This is a genomic window from Aquimarina besae, from assembly GCF_042434905.1.
In the GTDB taxonomy this organism is placed as follows: Bacteria; Bacteroidota; Bacteroidia; order Flavobacteriales; family Flavobacteriaceae; genus Aquimarina.
The window spans coordinates 3,025,663-3,042,022 of sequence record NZ_CP170199.1 but is presented as its reverse complement, the minus strand read 5'-3'; the positions used below and the strand labels follow the sequence as shown (position 1 = coordinate 3,042,022).

Annotated in this window: 17 protein-coding genes and 1 pseudogene; 12 read left to right on the top strand and 6 right to left on the bottom strand. The window is 34.0% G+C overall.

What is annotated here, in order from left to right; genetic code table 11:
• The first annotated feature begins 66 nt into the window (after positions 1 to 66).
• Together clpB and ACE94K_RS13310 are read left to right on the top strand one after the other, a co-directional pair.
• Positions 67 to 2,667: an ATP-dependent chaperone ClpB gene (gene clpB / locus ACE94K_RS13315; protein ID WP_378173022.1), complete on the top strand. Its 2,601-nt coding sequence runs from the start codon at positions 67 to 69 to the stop codon at positions 2,665 to 2,667.
• A 211-nt stretch (positions 2,668 to 2,878) separates the two neighbouring features.
• The gene (locus ACE94K_RS13310; protein WP_378173020.1) at positions 2,879 to 3,532 is read left to right on the top strand and encodes a hypothetical protein; all 654 of its coding nucleotides are present in this window, start codon (positions 2,879 to 2,881) and stop codon (positions 3,530 to 3,532) included.
• A 3-nt stretch (positions 3,533 to 3,535) separates the two neighbouring features.
• On the opposite strand, the gene ACE94K_RS13305 is transcribed toward ACE94K_RS13310, so the two are convergent.
• Together ACE94K_RS13305 and ACE94K_RS13300 are read right to left on the bottom strand one after the other, a co-directional pair.
• A complete protein-coding gene (locus tag ACE94K_RS13305) occupies positions 3,536 to 5,506 on the bottom strand; it encodes an endonuclease (RefSeq protein WP_378173017.1) in 1,971 nt (656 codons plus the stop codon).
• Between the two features lie 270 nt (positions 5,507 to 5,776).
• On the bottom strand, positions 5,777 to 6,934 hold the full coding sequence (locus ACE94K_RS13300) for an integrase core domain-containing protein (protein ID WP_378172603.1): 1,158 nt from the start codon (positions 6,932 to 6,934) through the stop codon (positions 5,777 to 5,779).
• A gap of 122 nt (positions 6,935 to 7,056) precedes the next feature.
• Between ACE94K_RS13300 and ACE94K_RS13295 the strand changes: the two are divergent.
• From ACE94K_RS13295 to ACE94K_RS13275, 5 genes and pseudogenes are all read left to right on the top strand, one after another.
• Positions 7,057 to 7,149, top strand: a pseudogene (locus tag ACE94K_RS13295) (TetR family transcriptional regulator); the annotation flags it as partial.
• Positions 7,150 to 7,170: 21 nt separating this feature from the next.
• A complete protein-coding gene (locus tag ACE94K_RS13290) occupies positions 7,171 to 7,587 on the top strand; it encodes a TetR family transcriptional regulator C-terminal domain-containing protein (protein ID WP_378184284.1) in 417 nt (138 codons plus the stop codon).
• A gap of 50 nt (positions 7,588 to 7,637) precedes the next feature.
• Entirely contained in the window at positions 7,638 to 8,123 is a 486-nt protein-coding gene (locus tag ACE94K_RS13285; protein WP_378173014.1) for an acyl-CoA thioesterase, read from the top strand.
• A gap of 55 nt (positions 8,124 to 8,178) precedes the next feature.
• A complete protein-coding gene (locus tag ACE94K_RS13280; protein WP_378173011.1) occupies positions 8,179 to 8,304 on the top strand; it encodes a hypothetical protein in 126 nt (41 codons plus the stop codon).
• Positions 8,305 to 8,584: 280 nt separating this feature from the next.
• Positions 8,585 to 9,847, top strand: coding sequence for a cellulase family glycosylhydrolase (locus ACE94K_RS13275; RefSeq protein ID WP_378173008.1), 1,263 nt, complete (start codon positions 8,585 to 8,587; stop codon positions 9,845 to 9,847).
• A gap of 97 nt (positions 9,848 to 9,944) precedes the next feature.
• Here ACE94K_RS13275 and ACE94K_RS13270 read toward each other — a convergent pair whose 3' ends face one another.
• A complete protein-coding gene (locus ACE94K_RS13270; protein WP_378173005.1) occupies positions 9,945 to 10,226 on the bottom strand; it encodes a hypothetical protein in 282 nt (93 codons plus the stop codon).
• A 159-nt stretch (positions 10,227 to 10,385) separates the two neighbouring features.
• Between ACE94K_RS13270 and ACE94K_RS13265 the strand changes: the two genes are divergently transcribed.
• Together ACE94K_RS13265 and ACE94K_RS13260 are read left to right on the top strand one after the other, a co-directional pair.
• Positions 10,386 to 11,513, top strand: a complete 1,128-nt coding sequence (locus ACE94K_RS13265) for an esterase-like activity of phytase family protein (protein WP_378173003.1) — start codon at positions 10,386 to 10,388, stop codon at positions 11,511 to 11,513.
• Positions 11,514 to 11,515: 2 nt separating this feature from the next.
• Positions 11,516 to 12,037 carry a histidine phosphatase family protein gene (locus ACE94K_RS13260; RefSeq protein WP_378173000.1) on the top strand — a complete coding sequence of 174 codons (522 nt, stop codon included), beginning with the start codon at positions 11,516 to 11,518 and terminating at the stop codon, positions 12,035 to 12,037.
• Here the strand turns inward: ACE94K_RS13260 and ACE94K_RS13255 are convergent.
• Complete coding sequence (locus ACE94K_RS13255) at positions 12,034 to 12,786, bottom strand: DUF6503 family protein (protein ID WP_378172997.1); 753 nt, start codon at positions 12,784 to 12,786, stop codon at positions 12,034 to 12,036. The genes ACE94K_RS13260 and ACE94K_RS13255 overlap by 4 nt on opposite strands.
• Positions 12,787 to 13,015: 229 nt before the next feature.
• Between ACE94K_RS13255 and ACE94K_RS13250 the strand changes: the two genes are divergently transcribed.
• Positions 13,016 to 13,372 (top strand): DUF3887 domain-containing protein, encoded by a 357-nt coding sequence (locus ACE94K_RS13250; RefSeq protein ID WP_378172994.1) that lies wholly within the window; start codon positions 13,016 to 13,018, stop codon positions 13,370 to 13,372.
• Positions 13,373 to 13,463: 91 nt separating this feature from the next.
• A complete protein-coding gene (gene smpB, locus ACE94K_RS13245) occupies positions 13,464 to 13,925 on the top strand; it encodes an SsrA-binding protein SmpB (protein ID WP_378172992.1) in 462 nt (153 codons plus the stop codon).
• 14 nt (positions 13,926 to 13,939) lie between these two features.
• Here the strand turns inward: smpB and ACE94K_RS13240 are convergent, their stop codons facing one another.
• Together ACE94K_RS13240 and ACE94K_RS13235 are read right to left on the bottom strand one after the other, a co-directional pair.
• Positions 13,940 to 14,527 (bottom strand): hypothetical protein, encoded by a 588-nt coding sequence (locus tag ACE94K_RS13240; protein WP_378172989.1) that lies wholly within the window; start codon positions 14,525 to 14,527, stop codon positions 13,940 to 13,942.
• Between the two features lie 9 nt (positions 14,528 to 14,536).
• Positions 14,537 to 15,184 carry a protein-L-isoaspartate(D-aspartate) O-methyltransferase gene (locus ACE94K_RS13235; protein WP_378172986.1) on the bottom strand — a complete coding sequence of 216 codons (648 nt, stop codon included), beginning with the start codon at positions 15,182 to 15,184 and terminating at the stop codon, positions 14,537 to 14,539.
• 144 nt (positions 15,185 to 15,328) lie between these two features.
• Here ACE94K_RS13235 and ACE94K_RS13230 point away from each other — a divergent pair, with 144 nt between their 5' ends.
• On the top strand, positions 15,329 to 16,297 hold the full coding sequence (locus ACE94K_RS13230) for a Gfo/Idh/MocA family oxidoreductase (protein ID WP_378172984.1): 969 nt from the start codon (positions 15,329 to 15,331) through the stop codon (positions 16,295 to 16,297).
• Positions 16,298 to 16,360 lie beyond the last annotated feature (63 nt).

The following is a 16,360-nucleotide window of genomic DNA, read 5'->3' as shown; positions in this document are numbered from 1 at the left end:
TTTTTGACTTGTTTACACAATGGGAATACAATTTGATTTCTATCAGTCAAAGCAAAATAAAAAGATATGAACTTTAATAATTTCACCATAAAATCACAGGAGGCTATCCAGCAAGCGCAACAGCTTGCTCAAGGGTATGGTCATCAACAAATAGAAAACGAACATATTTTTAAAGCTATTTTTAATGTAGATGAAAATGTACTTCCTTTTCTATTAAAAAAATTGAATGTAAACCTGAACATTCTGCAACAAGTGCTGGATAGTACTTTAGAAAGTTTTCCAAAAGTTAGCGGTGGAGAAATACAACTATCACGCGAAGCCGGGAGAACTTTAAATGAAGCCAATATTATTGCCAAAAAGATGGAAGATGAATATGTTTCTATCGAACATTTGGTAATTGCAATTTTTAAATCTAAAAGTAAAATTGGTCAAATACTAAAAGACCAAGGAGTTACTGAAAAACACCTGAAAGAAGCAATTAATGAAATTCGTAAAGGAGAACGTGTAACTTCTCAAAGTGCAGAGGAAACCTATCAATCACTGAGCAAGTATGCTAAAAATCTGAACGAACTAGCAGAGAGTGGTAAACTAGATCCAGTAATAGGTAGAGACGAAGAAATTCGTAGAATTTTACAGATTTTGTCGCGTCGTACTAAAAACAATCCAATGTTAGTTGGTGAACCCGGTACCGGTAAAACGGCAATTGCAGAAGGATTAGCACATCGGATTATCGCTGGGGATGTCCCGGATAATCTGCAGGATAAACAAATCTATTCTTTAGATATGGGTGCCTTAATCGCGGGTGCAAAATTTAAAGGAGAATTTGAAGAACGTTTAAAAGCAGTAGTTAAAGAAGTTACCTCGAGTGACGGAAATATTGTACTATTTATTGACGAAATTCATACGCTGGTGGGTGCAGGCGGCGGACAAGGAGCAATGGATGCAGCCAATATTCTAAAACCTGCTTTGGCAAGAGGAGAATTACGAGCAATCGGAGCCACAACCCTAGATGAATATCAGAAGTATTTTGAAAAAGACAAAGCACTAGAAAGACGTTTTCAAAAGGTAACGGTAGATGAACCGGATACAGAAAGTGCCATTTCAATCCTTCGGGGAATTAAAGAGAAATATGAAACTCACCATAAGGTTAGAATTAAAGACGAAGCCATTATTGCCGCGGTAGAATTATCTCAACGATACATTACTAACAGGTTTTTACCGGACAAAGCAATTGATTTAATGGACGAGGCAGCATCTAAACTACGAATGGAAATTAATTCAAAACCGGAAGAGCTGGATGTGTTGGATCGAAAAATCATGCAATTAGAAATTGAAATAGAAGCCATAAAACGTGAAAACGATGAGTCTAAATTGAAATCCTTAAATGCTGATCTTGCTAATTTTAAAGAAGCCAGAAATGATATTTTCACTAAATGGCAAAGCGAAAAAGAAGTTGTTGATGCTATACAAAACACAAAAACTGACATAGAAGAATATAAGCAAGAAGCTGAAAGAGCCGAGCGCAATGGCGATTATGGTAAAGTAGCAGAACTAAGATACGGTAAGATTAAAGATGCCCAGGAAAAACTTGAAATGCTTCAAGAACAACTGGATCAACAGCAAAGCAAATCTTCACTAATTAAAGAAGAAGTAACCAATGAAGATATCGCTGAAGTTGTAGCCAAATGGACTGGGATTCCGGTCACCAAAATGTTACAAAGTGATCGTGAAAAGCTACTAGTGCTAGAAAAAGAACTCCAAAAAAGAGTTGTTGGTCAGAAAGAAGCTATTCAGGCGGTTAGTGATGCCGTAAGACGAAGTCGCGCAGGATTACAGGATCAGAAGAAACCAATAGGATCATTTCTGTTTCTTGGAACCACTGGGGTCGGTAAAACAGAACTGGCCAAAGCGTTGGCGGAGTATCTTTTTAATGATGAAAATGCTATGACCCGAATTGATATGAGTGAATATCAGGAAAGACACGCTGTAAGTCGACTGGTTGGTGCTCCTCCAGGATATGTAGGATATGAAGAGGGCGGGCAATTAACAGAAGCAGTAAGAAGAAAACCTTATTCTGTAGTGTTATTAGACGAAATTGAAAAAGCACATCCGGATACATTTAATATTCTTCTACAGGTATTGGACGAAGGGCGATTAACTGATAATAAAGGTAGAACAGCAGATTTCAGAAATACCATCATTATCATGACCAGTAATATGGGAAGTCACATTATACAGGAAAAATTTGAAGCTGTAAAAGATGTTGACACAGCTATGGAAAGTGCCAAAATTGAAGTGTTAGGCCTTTTGAAACAGGCTGTTCGCCCAGAGTTTTTAAACAGAATCGATGATATCATAATGTTTACGCCGCTTACAAAAGGAAACATTCAGGAAATAGTGAAACTTCAGTTAAAAAATGTATCCAAAATGTTAGCTCAACAAAACATTACCTTAGATGCTACCGATGAAGCTATTGCATATTTGGCAGAGAAAGGTTTCCAACCAGAATTTGGAGCAAGACCGGTAAAACGTACGATTCAAAAAGAAGTTTTAAACTCCTTATCTAAAGAAATTCTGGCAGGCAAGGTTTCTACTGAAAGTATTATTTTACTAGATGCATTTGACAATAACTTAGTATTTAGAAATCAAAATGATTTAGTACTCTAATAGGTCATTTTGTTAATTAATTCTTAATTAAACAGGCGGGTTTTTAATAAAAACTCGCCTGTTTTTTTGTCTTTGTGCAAGATTTCATAAGTCTTTAACCTATCAGATCTCCTGTTTATTACGGTAAAACCGTAGTTATTAACAAAAGTATTCTTACACGGTTAATAAATAATTCTTACAAGAGATAAACTTTTGAGTAAATTTAAGCACAATGAAACCAACTTTACTATTATCATTTTGTATCCTTACATCTGCCCTTTCCTTAGCTCAGGAGAAAAGAGAAATTTTAGTAGATATCAAAAGTAAATACCTCCTTATTCGTGAGCTTATTGACACCAATACCTTAAGACAATATTACACAGACTATACCTGTGAAGAATCTGTAGAAAAAGGAACATTAACTTTCTACTTTAACAGCCGTGAATTAAAACATATCCTACATCAATATACTCAAGGATATGTGTCTTTTAAGGATGAATATTATGTTTGGGATGACCAGTTATTTTTTGCATTCTCTACTCACGAGATAACATATAAGGATTATGAAAAAAATAAGAAGAAAAGAATTCAAAAAGTTGATGTTGTATTAACATTAGAAGAACGTTTCTATTTTCATAATTTCGAGCCGATAAAATGTCAGTTCAAGGATTTTGAGACCAGAAGCAATAGATCAAAAAACCCAACAACTAATTATGTTAGAAATAAGACGGCAGATTGTGATCAGACTGACAGAATTATAGAAAAATTTAATACACTCTTAGCCTACCAAAATGTAATTATTGATGATGAATGTGAACTACCAAGAAGTATTTCAAAAATCATATCAGACAACGTAATTGATAGAAATGTAAATAAAAAGCAGTAGGCTTTACTTAACCATAAATCGCTTAATTTCTGATGAATTGTTGTAAGTAATTCGCATCAAATACAATCCTGAAGAAAGATTAAAATGAACCCGGCTAGTTTCTTCAAAGGGTTGTTTAGTTAACAGTAAATTACCTAGCGTATCAAAAATTTCGAAATTTCCTTGCTTTCCTTTTGCAGAAATCATTATAAAGTTATCTGCGGGATTTGGGTAAATTGAAATTTCTGATTTTTCGTTCTCATCAACGGACAGCGTATTTGACCAAGTTTGTCCAATATTATTACCCCAGATGTATTCCACCAAATTAGGTTGATCAATAAAAGGGTTGCGATTAAATTGCCAAGTATAGATAATATTATTTCTATTCATTTCGAAATCATCTGGAGGATCATTACGATGCCAGTCTAATAAGGTAGCAAGGTCACCAAGTTCTGATATAGAGTTATCCGTATCTTCAGGAAAACCATTTACTACTTGCAAATCTTTATACCTTGTTACAAGGAAAAAAATACTTCGAGCTACATCACCTTTCCAGCTCCCTTGAGTTGCGGTTGGACCGTTGTATTCTCCATAATGTTTATTTCCTCTGGAACTATTTTCGTTAGAATCTGTGGCTCTCAGACCGTGTGCATCTGAATTAGCGTGGCGCAAAGAATCCGCATTTGTGGTAAAAAATCCGGACATACCATCTGCTATGTCATCAAATTCTCTATAGTCTCCAAATTCTCCTCTCGATCTTGGATATGTATGTTCTCGATTCCAGCTATCACTTGCATCTGTAAATCCTGCAAAGTCTAACTTCGCACGTTGTTGTTCTGTGTACAACAACCAAACTTGATTACTATTCAGTGGACTTTGATCTGCACTGCTTAAAATCTCAACAATATCTGCATAAGAATGGGTCCTTACTGTTGTTGGATCTGCCGTAATATCCTGAATGGCCTGCACGAGAGATTCGCCAGACGTTCCCTCTAAAGAATCATAATATCCTAAAGGAGCTGTATTATTAACATTTCCGAAAGTAGGATTTAACGGAGTTCCCCAAGAAGCCACTGTGAAATCGTTATCTACGATTCGTAATTCCTTATTATCATTGAGACGCTCGAAACCAGAAGGAATCGTACCAAAAGTAATTTTCATAACCTCATCACCTTCGTCTTCTGTATCATCAACAATTTGAATCGTATTGGTTGCTGTATTCGTACCGGTAAGAATTGTGACAGAAACACTGCCCGAGTAATCTGATGTGGTAAAGGTTCCATTAACGATTGTAATATCAAAAACAAGATCACTTGTTACATTTGTTTCAGTAGTAAAAACAATATCAATACTATCCCCCTCATCATATTGATCCTGCGCCGTGGAAAATGATATTCCATTAAATTGCACCCCACTACCATCATTCAAAGCACCAGGAGTTGGTGTTTTCACCTCGTATGTCCCGTCATTTCTTCTTTGGATAGATTCTGTATCTCTGTTGCCATTTTGTGCTTCGTTGATCTGTTCAGTCTCTCCTAACAAATTTAGTAAGTTGACATCATCACTTTGTCCTCCATCATATACCAAGGCATCCAGTAAATTATTAGTTGTTGCCAATGTGCCATCCGGAAAATCCGTGTCATCACCAAAATAAATAGCAACGGCATCTGCTCCATTCTGAATCGTATTTTCGAATAACAAAAAATCAGGTACAGGAGAAACTTCGGGTCCTCCCATTAAAAATATTCCATTAACATCGGTAGTAAAACCATCTAAATCCAGCGCAAAATAGCTTGAATCTCCTCCACTTGTAGAACCATTAAAAAGTACCAAAACCAAACCATTCAAAGAAAAATTAGGAGTATCGGACTTTAATTCAATAATTTCTTGGGTATCAACACCCGGAGTACCAGAGTCCAATTCATTAATCACCACTTGACTAAAAGAAAAATTAGTACACAGAATCATCAAAACTAAAAAGTAACTGTTTTTCATAACAAAAAAATTAGCGCTACAAGATAGACATATTATGTAGTTAATAGAGTTATTGATCTATTAAAATTTAATGATAAAAAGAGGATGCTTACGAAAATGTTAAAACAATTTATAAAAATATACCAATCGGTATTTTTTTATTATATTTACAAAATAGACTGGAAATAAATGTATACCAAAGCAGAAAAAACCTCAGAGTTTATTATAAAAACCGTTGCTCCTATTTTGTTCGTTAAGATACATAGTTTACACAAGTTAAAGCTTAGGTGTTTACACTAAATTAGTTTCTAACCTTGTCGATTGTTGTTTATGTCTTAGGTTTCTTTGATCAAAGAAACCTAAAAATACATTTCTATAATAGACTTTCCAAATACCGTTACCTTGTTCTTGGATTCCTACATATTTTCCTTTTAAAGCAGCAGTTAAATATACCCAGTAATAAGACTTCCATCTAATGGCTCCACTCTTGGTTACTTTGAGCACTTTATAGTCACTATGATAATCAAAATGAGTTATTTTTTCAGGGAAAGGTCTACAGGAAAAGTCATGTATATCAGCGGGTGTTTTCATTTCTAAAGCTTCATGAGGTCTTATATTATTATATTCTTTTACAAAGTGATTTAAACGTCTTTGTTGAGCTTTTAAATCATAGGCAGAAGGTTTAGCACAAGCAGCCTTTAAATCTCTATGCATTCGTTCGTGTCTTCCATTTTGTTCTGGATGTGCAGGATCAGAAAATACGGGCGTAATTCCGAGTTCTATGAACCAATAAGAGAGTTGTGTAAATCTTTGAATAGCTCTTACCGATCCAAAGGGGCTTCCATTGTCAGTATGTATTTGTTTAGGCATGCCATAGGTTCTAAACACCTTTGTGAATTCTGTCTTTGCAGCTTTTAGGGTTTCTTTATAGTGTCCTTTGGCTGTGAATAAGAATCGACTTTTAGAATCGGCGATGGTCAATGGGTGACAATAGATTTTGTTTCCCATTAAAAACTTTCCTTTATAGTCAGCACTCCATACTTCATTACAGGATTTTGGATCAAAAACAGGGTAGAGAGGCTTTACTCTCCGCATTCGTTTTTGGGGATTGACCAGACCGTTTTTTCGAAGGATATTATGAACAGTCACCACAGAAGGGATTTCTTTTTCAGCAAACTCTTTAAACAATAAAGTTCTAATTTTCTTAGCTCCCCAGAGTTTGTGTTTTTCTTTTAATTTAAGAATACTATCAATGATTTTTTGATCGGTTGCATTAGGATGTTTTCCTGGTTTTCTGGATTGTTCTTTTAGACCTTCAAAGCCTTGGTTTTCGAATCGATCAATCAATTTATAAGCTGTTGGTCTGGAGATTTCAAAATTCCTACACAATTCAGTGATGGTATATTTTCCAGTACGCCATTCACAGATAAATTCAATTTTTTGTTCCATAGTTGTTGTGTTTTTCCAAGGCATAATAATTTGATTTTGATCTCAAATTACACCTCAAAAAGTGTAAACTATGTTTCTTTAACTTTGTAAAGGATGTTTGTTTAACGTACCTTTTTAATAAAAACGGCTATGCCGCGACAAGTATGAGCGATATTACCAAAGCAACAGGGTTAACTAAAGGTGCTATTTACGGAAATTTCAAAAACAAAGAAGAGTTAGCGATTGCTGCCTTTAATATGACCGTGAAAAATATGCTAAGACGTATTACGGATCATCAGGCATTAAGTGATTCGCCACTAGAAAAATTATTTTTGGTAACTGATTTTTATCGTAACTATTATAATTACAGTCAAGAATTAGGTGGTTGCCCGGTTCTAAATATGGGTATAGATGCAAAACACCAAAATACAGTACTTTTTAACTATGTCCAATACACTATTAATAAAATACAAAATAATCTAGCCCGATTAATAGACGAGGGTAAACATTTAGGCGAAATACTACCTGAAACGGACTCAGTTCTTTATGCTAGAAGATTATATACGATGATTGTTGGTGCCATTTTCATGACGCATACAATGGAAGATAATAGTTATTTACTGCAAACTATGGATCAAATTGATGCAATGATCCAAAATAAATTCAAAATATAAACTTATTTTTTTAAATTAAAATATACCGATTGGTATAAAACAAAAAACTTATGACAACATTACCAAAAATTTTAGAAAGTAAAGCAAAAATCAGATTCCAGCATTGCGACCCGTTTAACCATCTTAATAATGCAGAATACATTAATTATATGATAAACGCAAGAGAAGACCAAATCATTAATCACTATAATTTGGATCTTTTTGAAATGGCACAAAAAAAAGGCATTAGTTGGGTGGTTGGTACAAATCAGATAGCATACTTGCGCCCTGCACTATTGATGGAAGATATTATCATTGATTCCCAGCTTTTCTCTTACAATGAAAATGAGCTTCACGTAGAAATCCGTATGTGGAATCAAAATAAAACGGAGTTAAAGTCAATAATGTGGAGTTCTTTTGTACATTTTAATTTATTAAAACAAAAACGATGGAACCACATCCCAGAACTGATGAAATTATTTCATATGGTTCTAAATCCAATAGAAGCTAAAACATTTAATGAAAGAATTTCACAATTAAAACCTCAGAAAGTGTAACATATCTTTTTCTGGGGAGTCTTATATATACATCAATCAACAAAACCTAACCAGTATGAAGTCTTCCGGAGACATAGGCTCCTCTCAAAAAAAGAGAAGCTCATATTTTTTTATTGGATTTTTTATCATTGCAATTCTCTCTATGAGTATTGTTGCCTGGCAGCTAGGTATATTAGGATAAAGATACCTATGTATAGTAAAAAAATAAAAAGAACATTTCCCGATATGTAGTTTACCTTCGTATCGGGTAGATTTATTTATTGAATATTTACTACATATCTATTCATATTTCTCTGTAGGAAAAAACACCTTACAACATTAATGAGTCTTTTTTTCAACCTTGTTAGGTATAGTTTTATCGAAAAGTTTGTTATCTTGATACTAACCAATAGTTTACATCGTTCTGAAAATATTTGGTTAACCAATTTTATTTAGAAAATCCATTTCTACAAATTTAACTTATGAAACTTAACACTACCTACAAAAATCCATTTGTATCATTATTTACACTGCTCATTATCTCCATTTTCAATTTTTCATTATCTGCACAGACGGTTGTTGAAAAATATGGTCGATTACAAGTAAACGGAAGCTACGTTACTGCCGAAAATGGAGACAAGATAAGTCTTGCGGGAATGAGCTTATTTTGGAGTAATGCTGGCGATGCAGGTGATTTTTATAATAGTCAAACTGTAAATCACTTAGCTGACGACTGGAAAAATCCGATTATCAGAGCAGCTTTAGGAGTTAAAGAAACCTGGGATGGAGGAACCGGATATATCGATAACACTGCAGCTCAAAAAGCCAAAATCAGAACAATAATTGATGCAGCCATTGCCAAAGGAGTTTATGTTATTATTGATTGGCACACACATGCCGCCGAGATATACAAAGACGAAGCTGTCACATTTTTTACCGAGATGGCCGAATTATACGGAGGGTACGACAACGTGATTTATGAAATCTATAATGAACCAATTAACCAATCCTGGAACGATGTCAAGAATTATGCTACCGATGTAATTGCTGGTATTCGCTCCAAAGATTCGGATAATTTAATCATCGTTGGTAGCCCTACTTGGTCACAAGATGTAGACAAAGCTGCTGCTGATCCCATAGTTGGAGACCCTAACCTTGCATATACACTACATTTCTATGCAAATACTCATAAACAATTTCTAAGAGACCGTGCATTGGCAGCTATGAATAACGGTATCGCCTTATTTGTAACAGAATGGGGAACTACTGATGCGAGTGGAGATGGCGGATACAATCAGCAAGAATCAGAAATCTGGTTAAACTTCATGATTGAAAATCATATCAGTTATATTAACTGGACAATTGCTCATAAAAATGAAGATTCTTGTGTTGTAAGTCCTGGTATGGGTCCACAAGGACTTATTGACGGAAATCTTACTACTTCCGGTACATTTATAAGAAATCATTTACTTGCTCGGGCAGAAGCATTAAGTGTAAACGATTTTACCATCAACAACGTTAAACTTTCATTAGATCAGAATCCAGTGAAACATACGCTCTCAATAAATTCTCCTATCGTGATTGATGATATTACTATTTTCGATATGAGCGGAAGATCTGTTTTTTACAAAAGCGTACATCAGGATAATCCTCAAGTTTTAATTCCTAATTTGCAATCCGGAAATTATATTTTGAAAGTATCTTCTAATAACACATCTACTACAACTAAATTTGTAAAACTTTAAACTTTTCAAATTAACAAAACAAGTCCGATAAAATATCAAATTCTATCGGACTATATCATCTTCGATTATTGGGATATTGAATATCCTAACCGCATCTCTAGTTTCCGGCGTCTGCACAATCTAAAGGCAATAGCGCTATCTCATCAGCGTATGCCAGATCACTTGTACATTCTAAATTTCTGTACTCCTCTACTGTATCTTTGATCGCCTGACAGGTAGTTTCGTTTTGATCCGCTTCGTAAGCCTCTATCGCTGCTTCTACAGACAGCTGTAATGCATCTTCTGCAACATCACAAGCTGCATCCTCTACATCATCTCCATCGCAAGAAACAAATAAAACACTAGTCGAGAATAATAAGGTAAAAATTGTTTTTTTCATCATTGTTGCTTTTTAAATTACTAAGCAAAAATGCTATTATCCATTACCTCTTTATAACGCGAAAAAAACTTTTTTTGACTCAATCCAAAAGAAAATAATATAAATTAACGAGCAAAGGTAACCCCATAAATACTACATTTAACATTCTATAGTCTAATTATGTTTACAAACACTTATCGTATAATACAATCCATTCTTGCCTTAAGTATGATGTGCTCTTGTATATCCAGTAGCAAGGCTCAGACAGATAAAAACATTCAAATCAATTATTTAGACGAATACGTCTTTTACAATGATTCGATCTTTACAGATTCAAAAATCGGTGGTCTATCTGGAATAGAATACAATAAAGAACAGGATTCATATTACGTAGTTTGTGATGACGCCAATAATCCAAGATTTTATAAAGCTACTATTACCATAAACAACAAAAGGTTTGATACGGTGATAATGGATCAACTGATTAAAATTAAAGATTCACAAAATCATTTTTTTAATAACAACATTTTAGATCTAGAAGACATCAGAATGTATAAGAAAGATAAATTTATATTCGCCAGCGAAGGATCTATCAAAAACAATTATAACCCTGCTATTTTTATCACTGACACTTTAGGGACTTATTACGATCATTTTCAACTTCCATCTTACTTCAAAGTGAATCCTACTTCTAAAAATAAACCGAGGCATAATGGAGTATTCGAGGGTTTGGCTCCGGATATAGATAATAAAGGATATTGGGCTGCTATGGAGCTTCCTTTAAAACTTGATGGAAAAGAACCAACTATAGATAACTCAGGAGCTCCTATTAGAATTACTCATTTCGATGCTACCACGGCGAAAGCTGACTTTCAATTTACATATCCCTTGGATAAACTTGCCAAAGACCCTAGAGGAAAATTTGGAGTCAACGGAGTTACGGGTTTGTTACAACTAAACAGAAATCAGTTTCTGATTGTAGAACGCGGCTATGCCGCCGGTTACGGAACACAAGGAAATACCATAAGAATTTACCTATGTACTATGAAGAACGCGACAAATACGTTGTCTTTAGATTCGCTACAAAATAAAAAATATAAGTCAGCATCAAAAAGGTTACTTTTTGATTTTGAATCTATTCGAAATCACTTAACTGATCAGATTGTGGATAATATAGAAGGAATTACTTTTGGTCCAATACTGGAAAATGGAAACCAATCATTACTATTGATTTCAGACAATAATTTCAATCCAATTTCAGAACAAATTAATCAACTGATTCTACTTGAGCTATCAAACAATAAATAGTTATGAAAATTAAATATATATCGGTTACATTTTTATTCTTACTCCTCTTCTCACTTATCGGATGTTCTCAAAAATCAGATAACAACGTAGAGACCACAACGTATATTTTAGTTAGGCATTCTGAGAAGGATACTAGCGATTCTTTGAACAAAAACCCTAACCTTACTGAAGCAGGAAAAAAAAGATCACAAAATCTTGTTCATTTCCTTACTAATGTTCAAATTGATGAAATATATAGTACCCAATATCAAAGAACGCTACAGACTGCTGAGCCTTTAGCTAAAGACAGAAACATTGAAATCACCTTATACGACCCACAAAAACTTTACGACGCAGAATTCCAAAAACAAACGAAGGGTAAAATATCTGTGATCATTGGGCATAGTAATACAACTCCGACATTCGTAAACAAAATTCTCAAACAAAAAAAATATGACGATATTGATGAAAATGATTACAGCAAACTCTTTGTCATTAAAATAACAGGAGATGTTATTACGGATATGGTCTTTAATTTAAATTAACAACAGTCATTTACAGGATAAACATAGATGTTCTCTAACACTATTTTAGACACTAGTTTTAGTTGTCCTTTTTCGAACAATTCATCCAATTTAGACAGAGATGTAGACAGGTCGTTGATTTTATAATTATTATAGTCTACAAATCGAATTCCATTAATCACTCTTTCATTATAGGCTTCTCTAAAACGAATACCACCACCATCAACGGCATATTTATAAGCCAAATAATCAACGGTAAAATTTTCTTTGTGTATCCAATACATAAATTCATCTTCAAAATCAGTACCACCGCCTTGCTGATCAAAAGTTACTTTCACTTTATAATAAGATGCCCCTTTGATCATTGATTCTCCCACTAATTCTTTATTCACAGCTGGTGCATTTAATCCATAAGGTAAATTTGCAAAATAATGTACAGAGTTTACACCATCACCTATTTTTGTTACTATAGAATCTACAACCTTTACAGGGCAATTATCTACATATCGGGATAATCCGGTATTGTTCAAAACGTCATGGACTAAACCATTTGTGGATGGCACTAATCTTTCTAATCTATACCGACCAGCATTACGAGTACTTCTATACTCTTTCCCTCTAAAAGTGAAATGAATTTTTGTTTCCTCAAACTTTGCTCCTCCTGCATTTTCAATAGCTTTATCAATTATCTGCTGTGCAGAAAACTGACAATATACTGTAGTAAAAGGCGTCAAAAATAAAGTAAGAATTATAAACGAAAACTTCTTCATAAAATATTTTTTTATTAGAAAACTAAAGTAGCTGTTCGGCAACGAATAGTTGTAATAATTTTGTTAAACTAAAACATCATATACTTAATATGGTATTACATAAAACACTTTGGCTAGTATAGTCAATTATAAACGATAAAACTTTCAACATACTGGCCAATTTTAATATTATTTTTTTTCAAATTTTCAAAAAGATAATTATTTTGCGGTGCCTTAATCTTAACATACTATGAAATATATTTTACTACTACTGGTTTGTCTTGGGACACAGCCATTATTAGCACAAGATGCTGCAACCTACGAAAAAACAACTAAAGCTTTTCAGGAGAATTTTAACGCACAGAATATCGATGCAGTCTTCGATTTATATGCATCAGAGATGCAGGAAGAAATGACCAAAGAAGGTGTTGCTCGTTTCATAAAAGGATGTCATTCACAATTTGGAAATTTAAACACCTTAACTTTTATAGAATCTACAGAAGGTATTCACAGTTACACTGCAGCTTTTGATAATATGAGCCTTGTGATGGAGCTAAAGTTGAATCCGGATGGCAAAATTGCAACTATCCAATTTCAGGAGCCTTAAAAGTTTTTACCATAATATAGTTTACAAAGCTTTCTGAAGGGAAAGCTTTTTGTATTTTTGTACTCTTCGCAAACTTTTGTCAGCACCTAATATGAATAAGAATAGAATCAATATACTTAACAGAAAAGCAAAATTCGAGTACGAATTTTTAGATAAATATACCGCAGGAATCAAACTTGCTGGTACTGAAATTAAAGCGATTAGAGAAGGAAAAGCAAATATCGCAGAAAGTTTCTGTGAATTTCATAACGGAGGAGAACTTTTTGTGATCAATATGCATATAGAAGAATATTCTCACGCTACTTATTTTAATCATAATCCAAAAAGTGAACGAAAGTTATTGCTAAACAAGCAAGAACTAAAAAAACTGGAAAAAGAGGTTAAAAACTCTGGTCTTACCATTATTCCTACCCGATTATTCGTAAATGATAGAGGTTTGGCCAAACTGGATATTGTGCTTGCCAGAGGTAAGAAACTTTATGACAAACGAGAAACTATCAAAGATAGGGACAACAAGCGTGCTTTGGATCGAATAAAAAAGGATTATAAATAAATTACCTTACACTATCATTCTCTAATCATTTTATCAAACGCTCTAAGCTCTTCTTTAATCAATTCAGGATTCTCCGGGTCCTTATCCAATCGCTTGACAGCTTCAATATAATCAGGATGATTTTTATACTTCAATTCTAAAAAAGTGTAGGTTGGTATAAACCAAAATATATACCCCGATATGCCATAAAAAACTACTCTTACCATAAGTCTTTGGTAAAAAGGTCTTTTTTCTTTTAAAATTTTATAAAGTCCTGCCAGGAAGATAACATTCAAAAAACTAACCCCAATTATTAACAATTGATTTGCGAATGGCCAACGAAATATTTTAAACAATACACCAAGCAATACAATAGAAATTGAAATTCCTGTACAAATAGCACCGACAATTCTCCAAGCAGAAATCCCTTGATAGGATTCCTTTTTAAAAATTCTTCGCAAGGATAACTTATTAAAAATCGCAAAACCGAAATAAAAGTATAAACAAGATAATCCAAACAGGGAAATTATAATTAATTCATTTCCGAAAGGCCAGCCCAAAAAGTATAATGCTATTCCTACCAAGAAAACCATAGGAAAAATGTAAAGCTCTAATTTTCTCAAAAGTGAATTTTAATTTTTATCCTCTAATAAAGGAACAAAGCGAAACTCTCCAAACTCATGTTTTTCAAATTTAGTTTCACTTTTACGAATAAACAAAGTCATAACTTGAGGATCTGTCCCTACCGGAATCACTAACCTGCCTCCTATTTCTAATTGAGCCAATAAAGGTTTTGGCACATAAGGAGCACCGGCTGTAACAATAATACCTTTGTATGGAGCAAATTCTTCTAATCCTTTATATCCATCTCCAAAAGATAAGTATTTAGGACGGTATCCTAATTTTGGTAAAAAAAGCTTGGTTTTTTTAAATAACTCCTGTTGTCTTTCTATGCTATATACTTTGCAACCCAATTCACATAAAACCGCTGTTTGATAACCAGATCCCGTTCCGATTTCTAATATTTTATCTCCACGTTCTACCTCTAATAATTCTGTTTGAAATGCCACCGTATATGGCTGAGAAATGGTTTGATCTGCACCTATAGGAAAAGCTTTATCCTGATACGCGTGATCATCAAAACCAGAATCCATAAATAAATGCCTAGGTATTTTTCCTATAGCAGCAAGTACCTCTTTATTCTTTATTCCTTTGCCAATGATCACATCGACCAGCTGCTTTCTTTTACCAGCGTGTTTTAATGTATCTTTAAAATTCATTAGGGTAGATTAACAGGCTAAAATTACATAAAGATTTTAAAGAATAAAGAACAATTTTAGCTTTAAACTGATTATTTTACATTTTAGATAGAATTAAGATTTAGAATTTATAAATAATACTATTTTTGTGTAAAATCTTGAATTATGCTCAAAGCCGGAGTACTTGGCGCGGGACACCTTGGAAAAATCCACCTACGTCTCCTGGAACAATCAGAAAATTATGAACTCGTTGGCTTCTACGATGCCAGTGAGAAACAAGCAAAAGCAATTGCAAAAGAATTTGGTTTTCGATTATTCAGTTCTGTTGAAGAATTGATCAATGCAGTGGATGTTGTTGATATCGTAACCCCAACCTTTGCACATTTTGAAGTCGCAAAACAAGCTATACAAGCGGGAAAACACGTATTTATTGAAAAACCGATTACCAATACGGTTGAAGAAGCCGAAAAACTAATCGAACTTGCCAAAACTCATAACGTAAAAGGACAAGTAGGTCACGTAGAACGTTTTAATCCGGCATATACCGCAGTGGCTAATAAGATTGATAATCCAATGTTTATCGAAGCGCATAGACTGGCGGAGTTTAATCCTCGTGGGACCGATGTTCCTGTAGTATTAGATTTAATGATTCACGATATCGATGCGATTCTTAGTGTGGTACATTCTGATGTAAAACATATTAGCGCTAGTGGAGTTTCTGTTATTAGCGAAACGCCTGATATTGCTAATGCGAGAATTGAATTTGAAAATGGATGTGTTGCTAACCTTACCGCAAGTCGTATTTCTTTAAAGAATATGCGCAAAGCAAGATTTTTTCAACGTGATGCATATATTTCTGTGGATTTCTTTGAGAAAAAATGTGAAGTCGTAAAGATGAAAGATGCTCCGGAAAAACCAGGTGATTTCGATATGATTTTACAAAATGCAGAAGGTGTAAAAAAACAGATCTATTTTGATAACCCTGAAGTTCCATCGAATAATGCAATATTGGACGAGTTGGATACGTTTGCTGAAGCTATTAATAATAACACAACTCCAATCGTTTCCTTAACTCAAGGTAAAAAAGCATTAGAAGTAGCGTTACAGATCATAGCATGTTTTAGTAAGACTTAATTGAATAGTTACCGTCTTCTCGAGCGGAGTCGAGAGATGCTCACACTATATATCTAATTCATT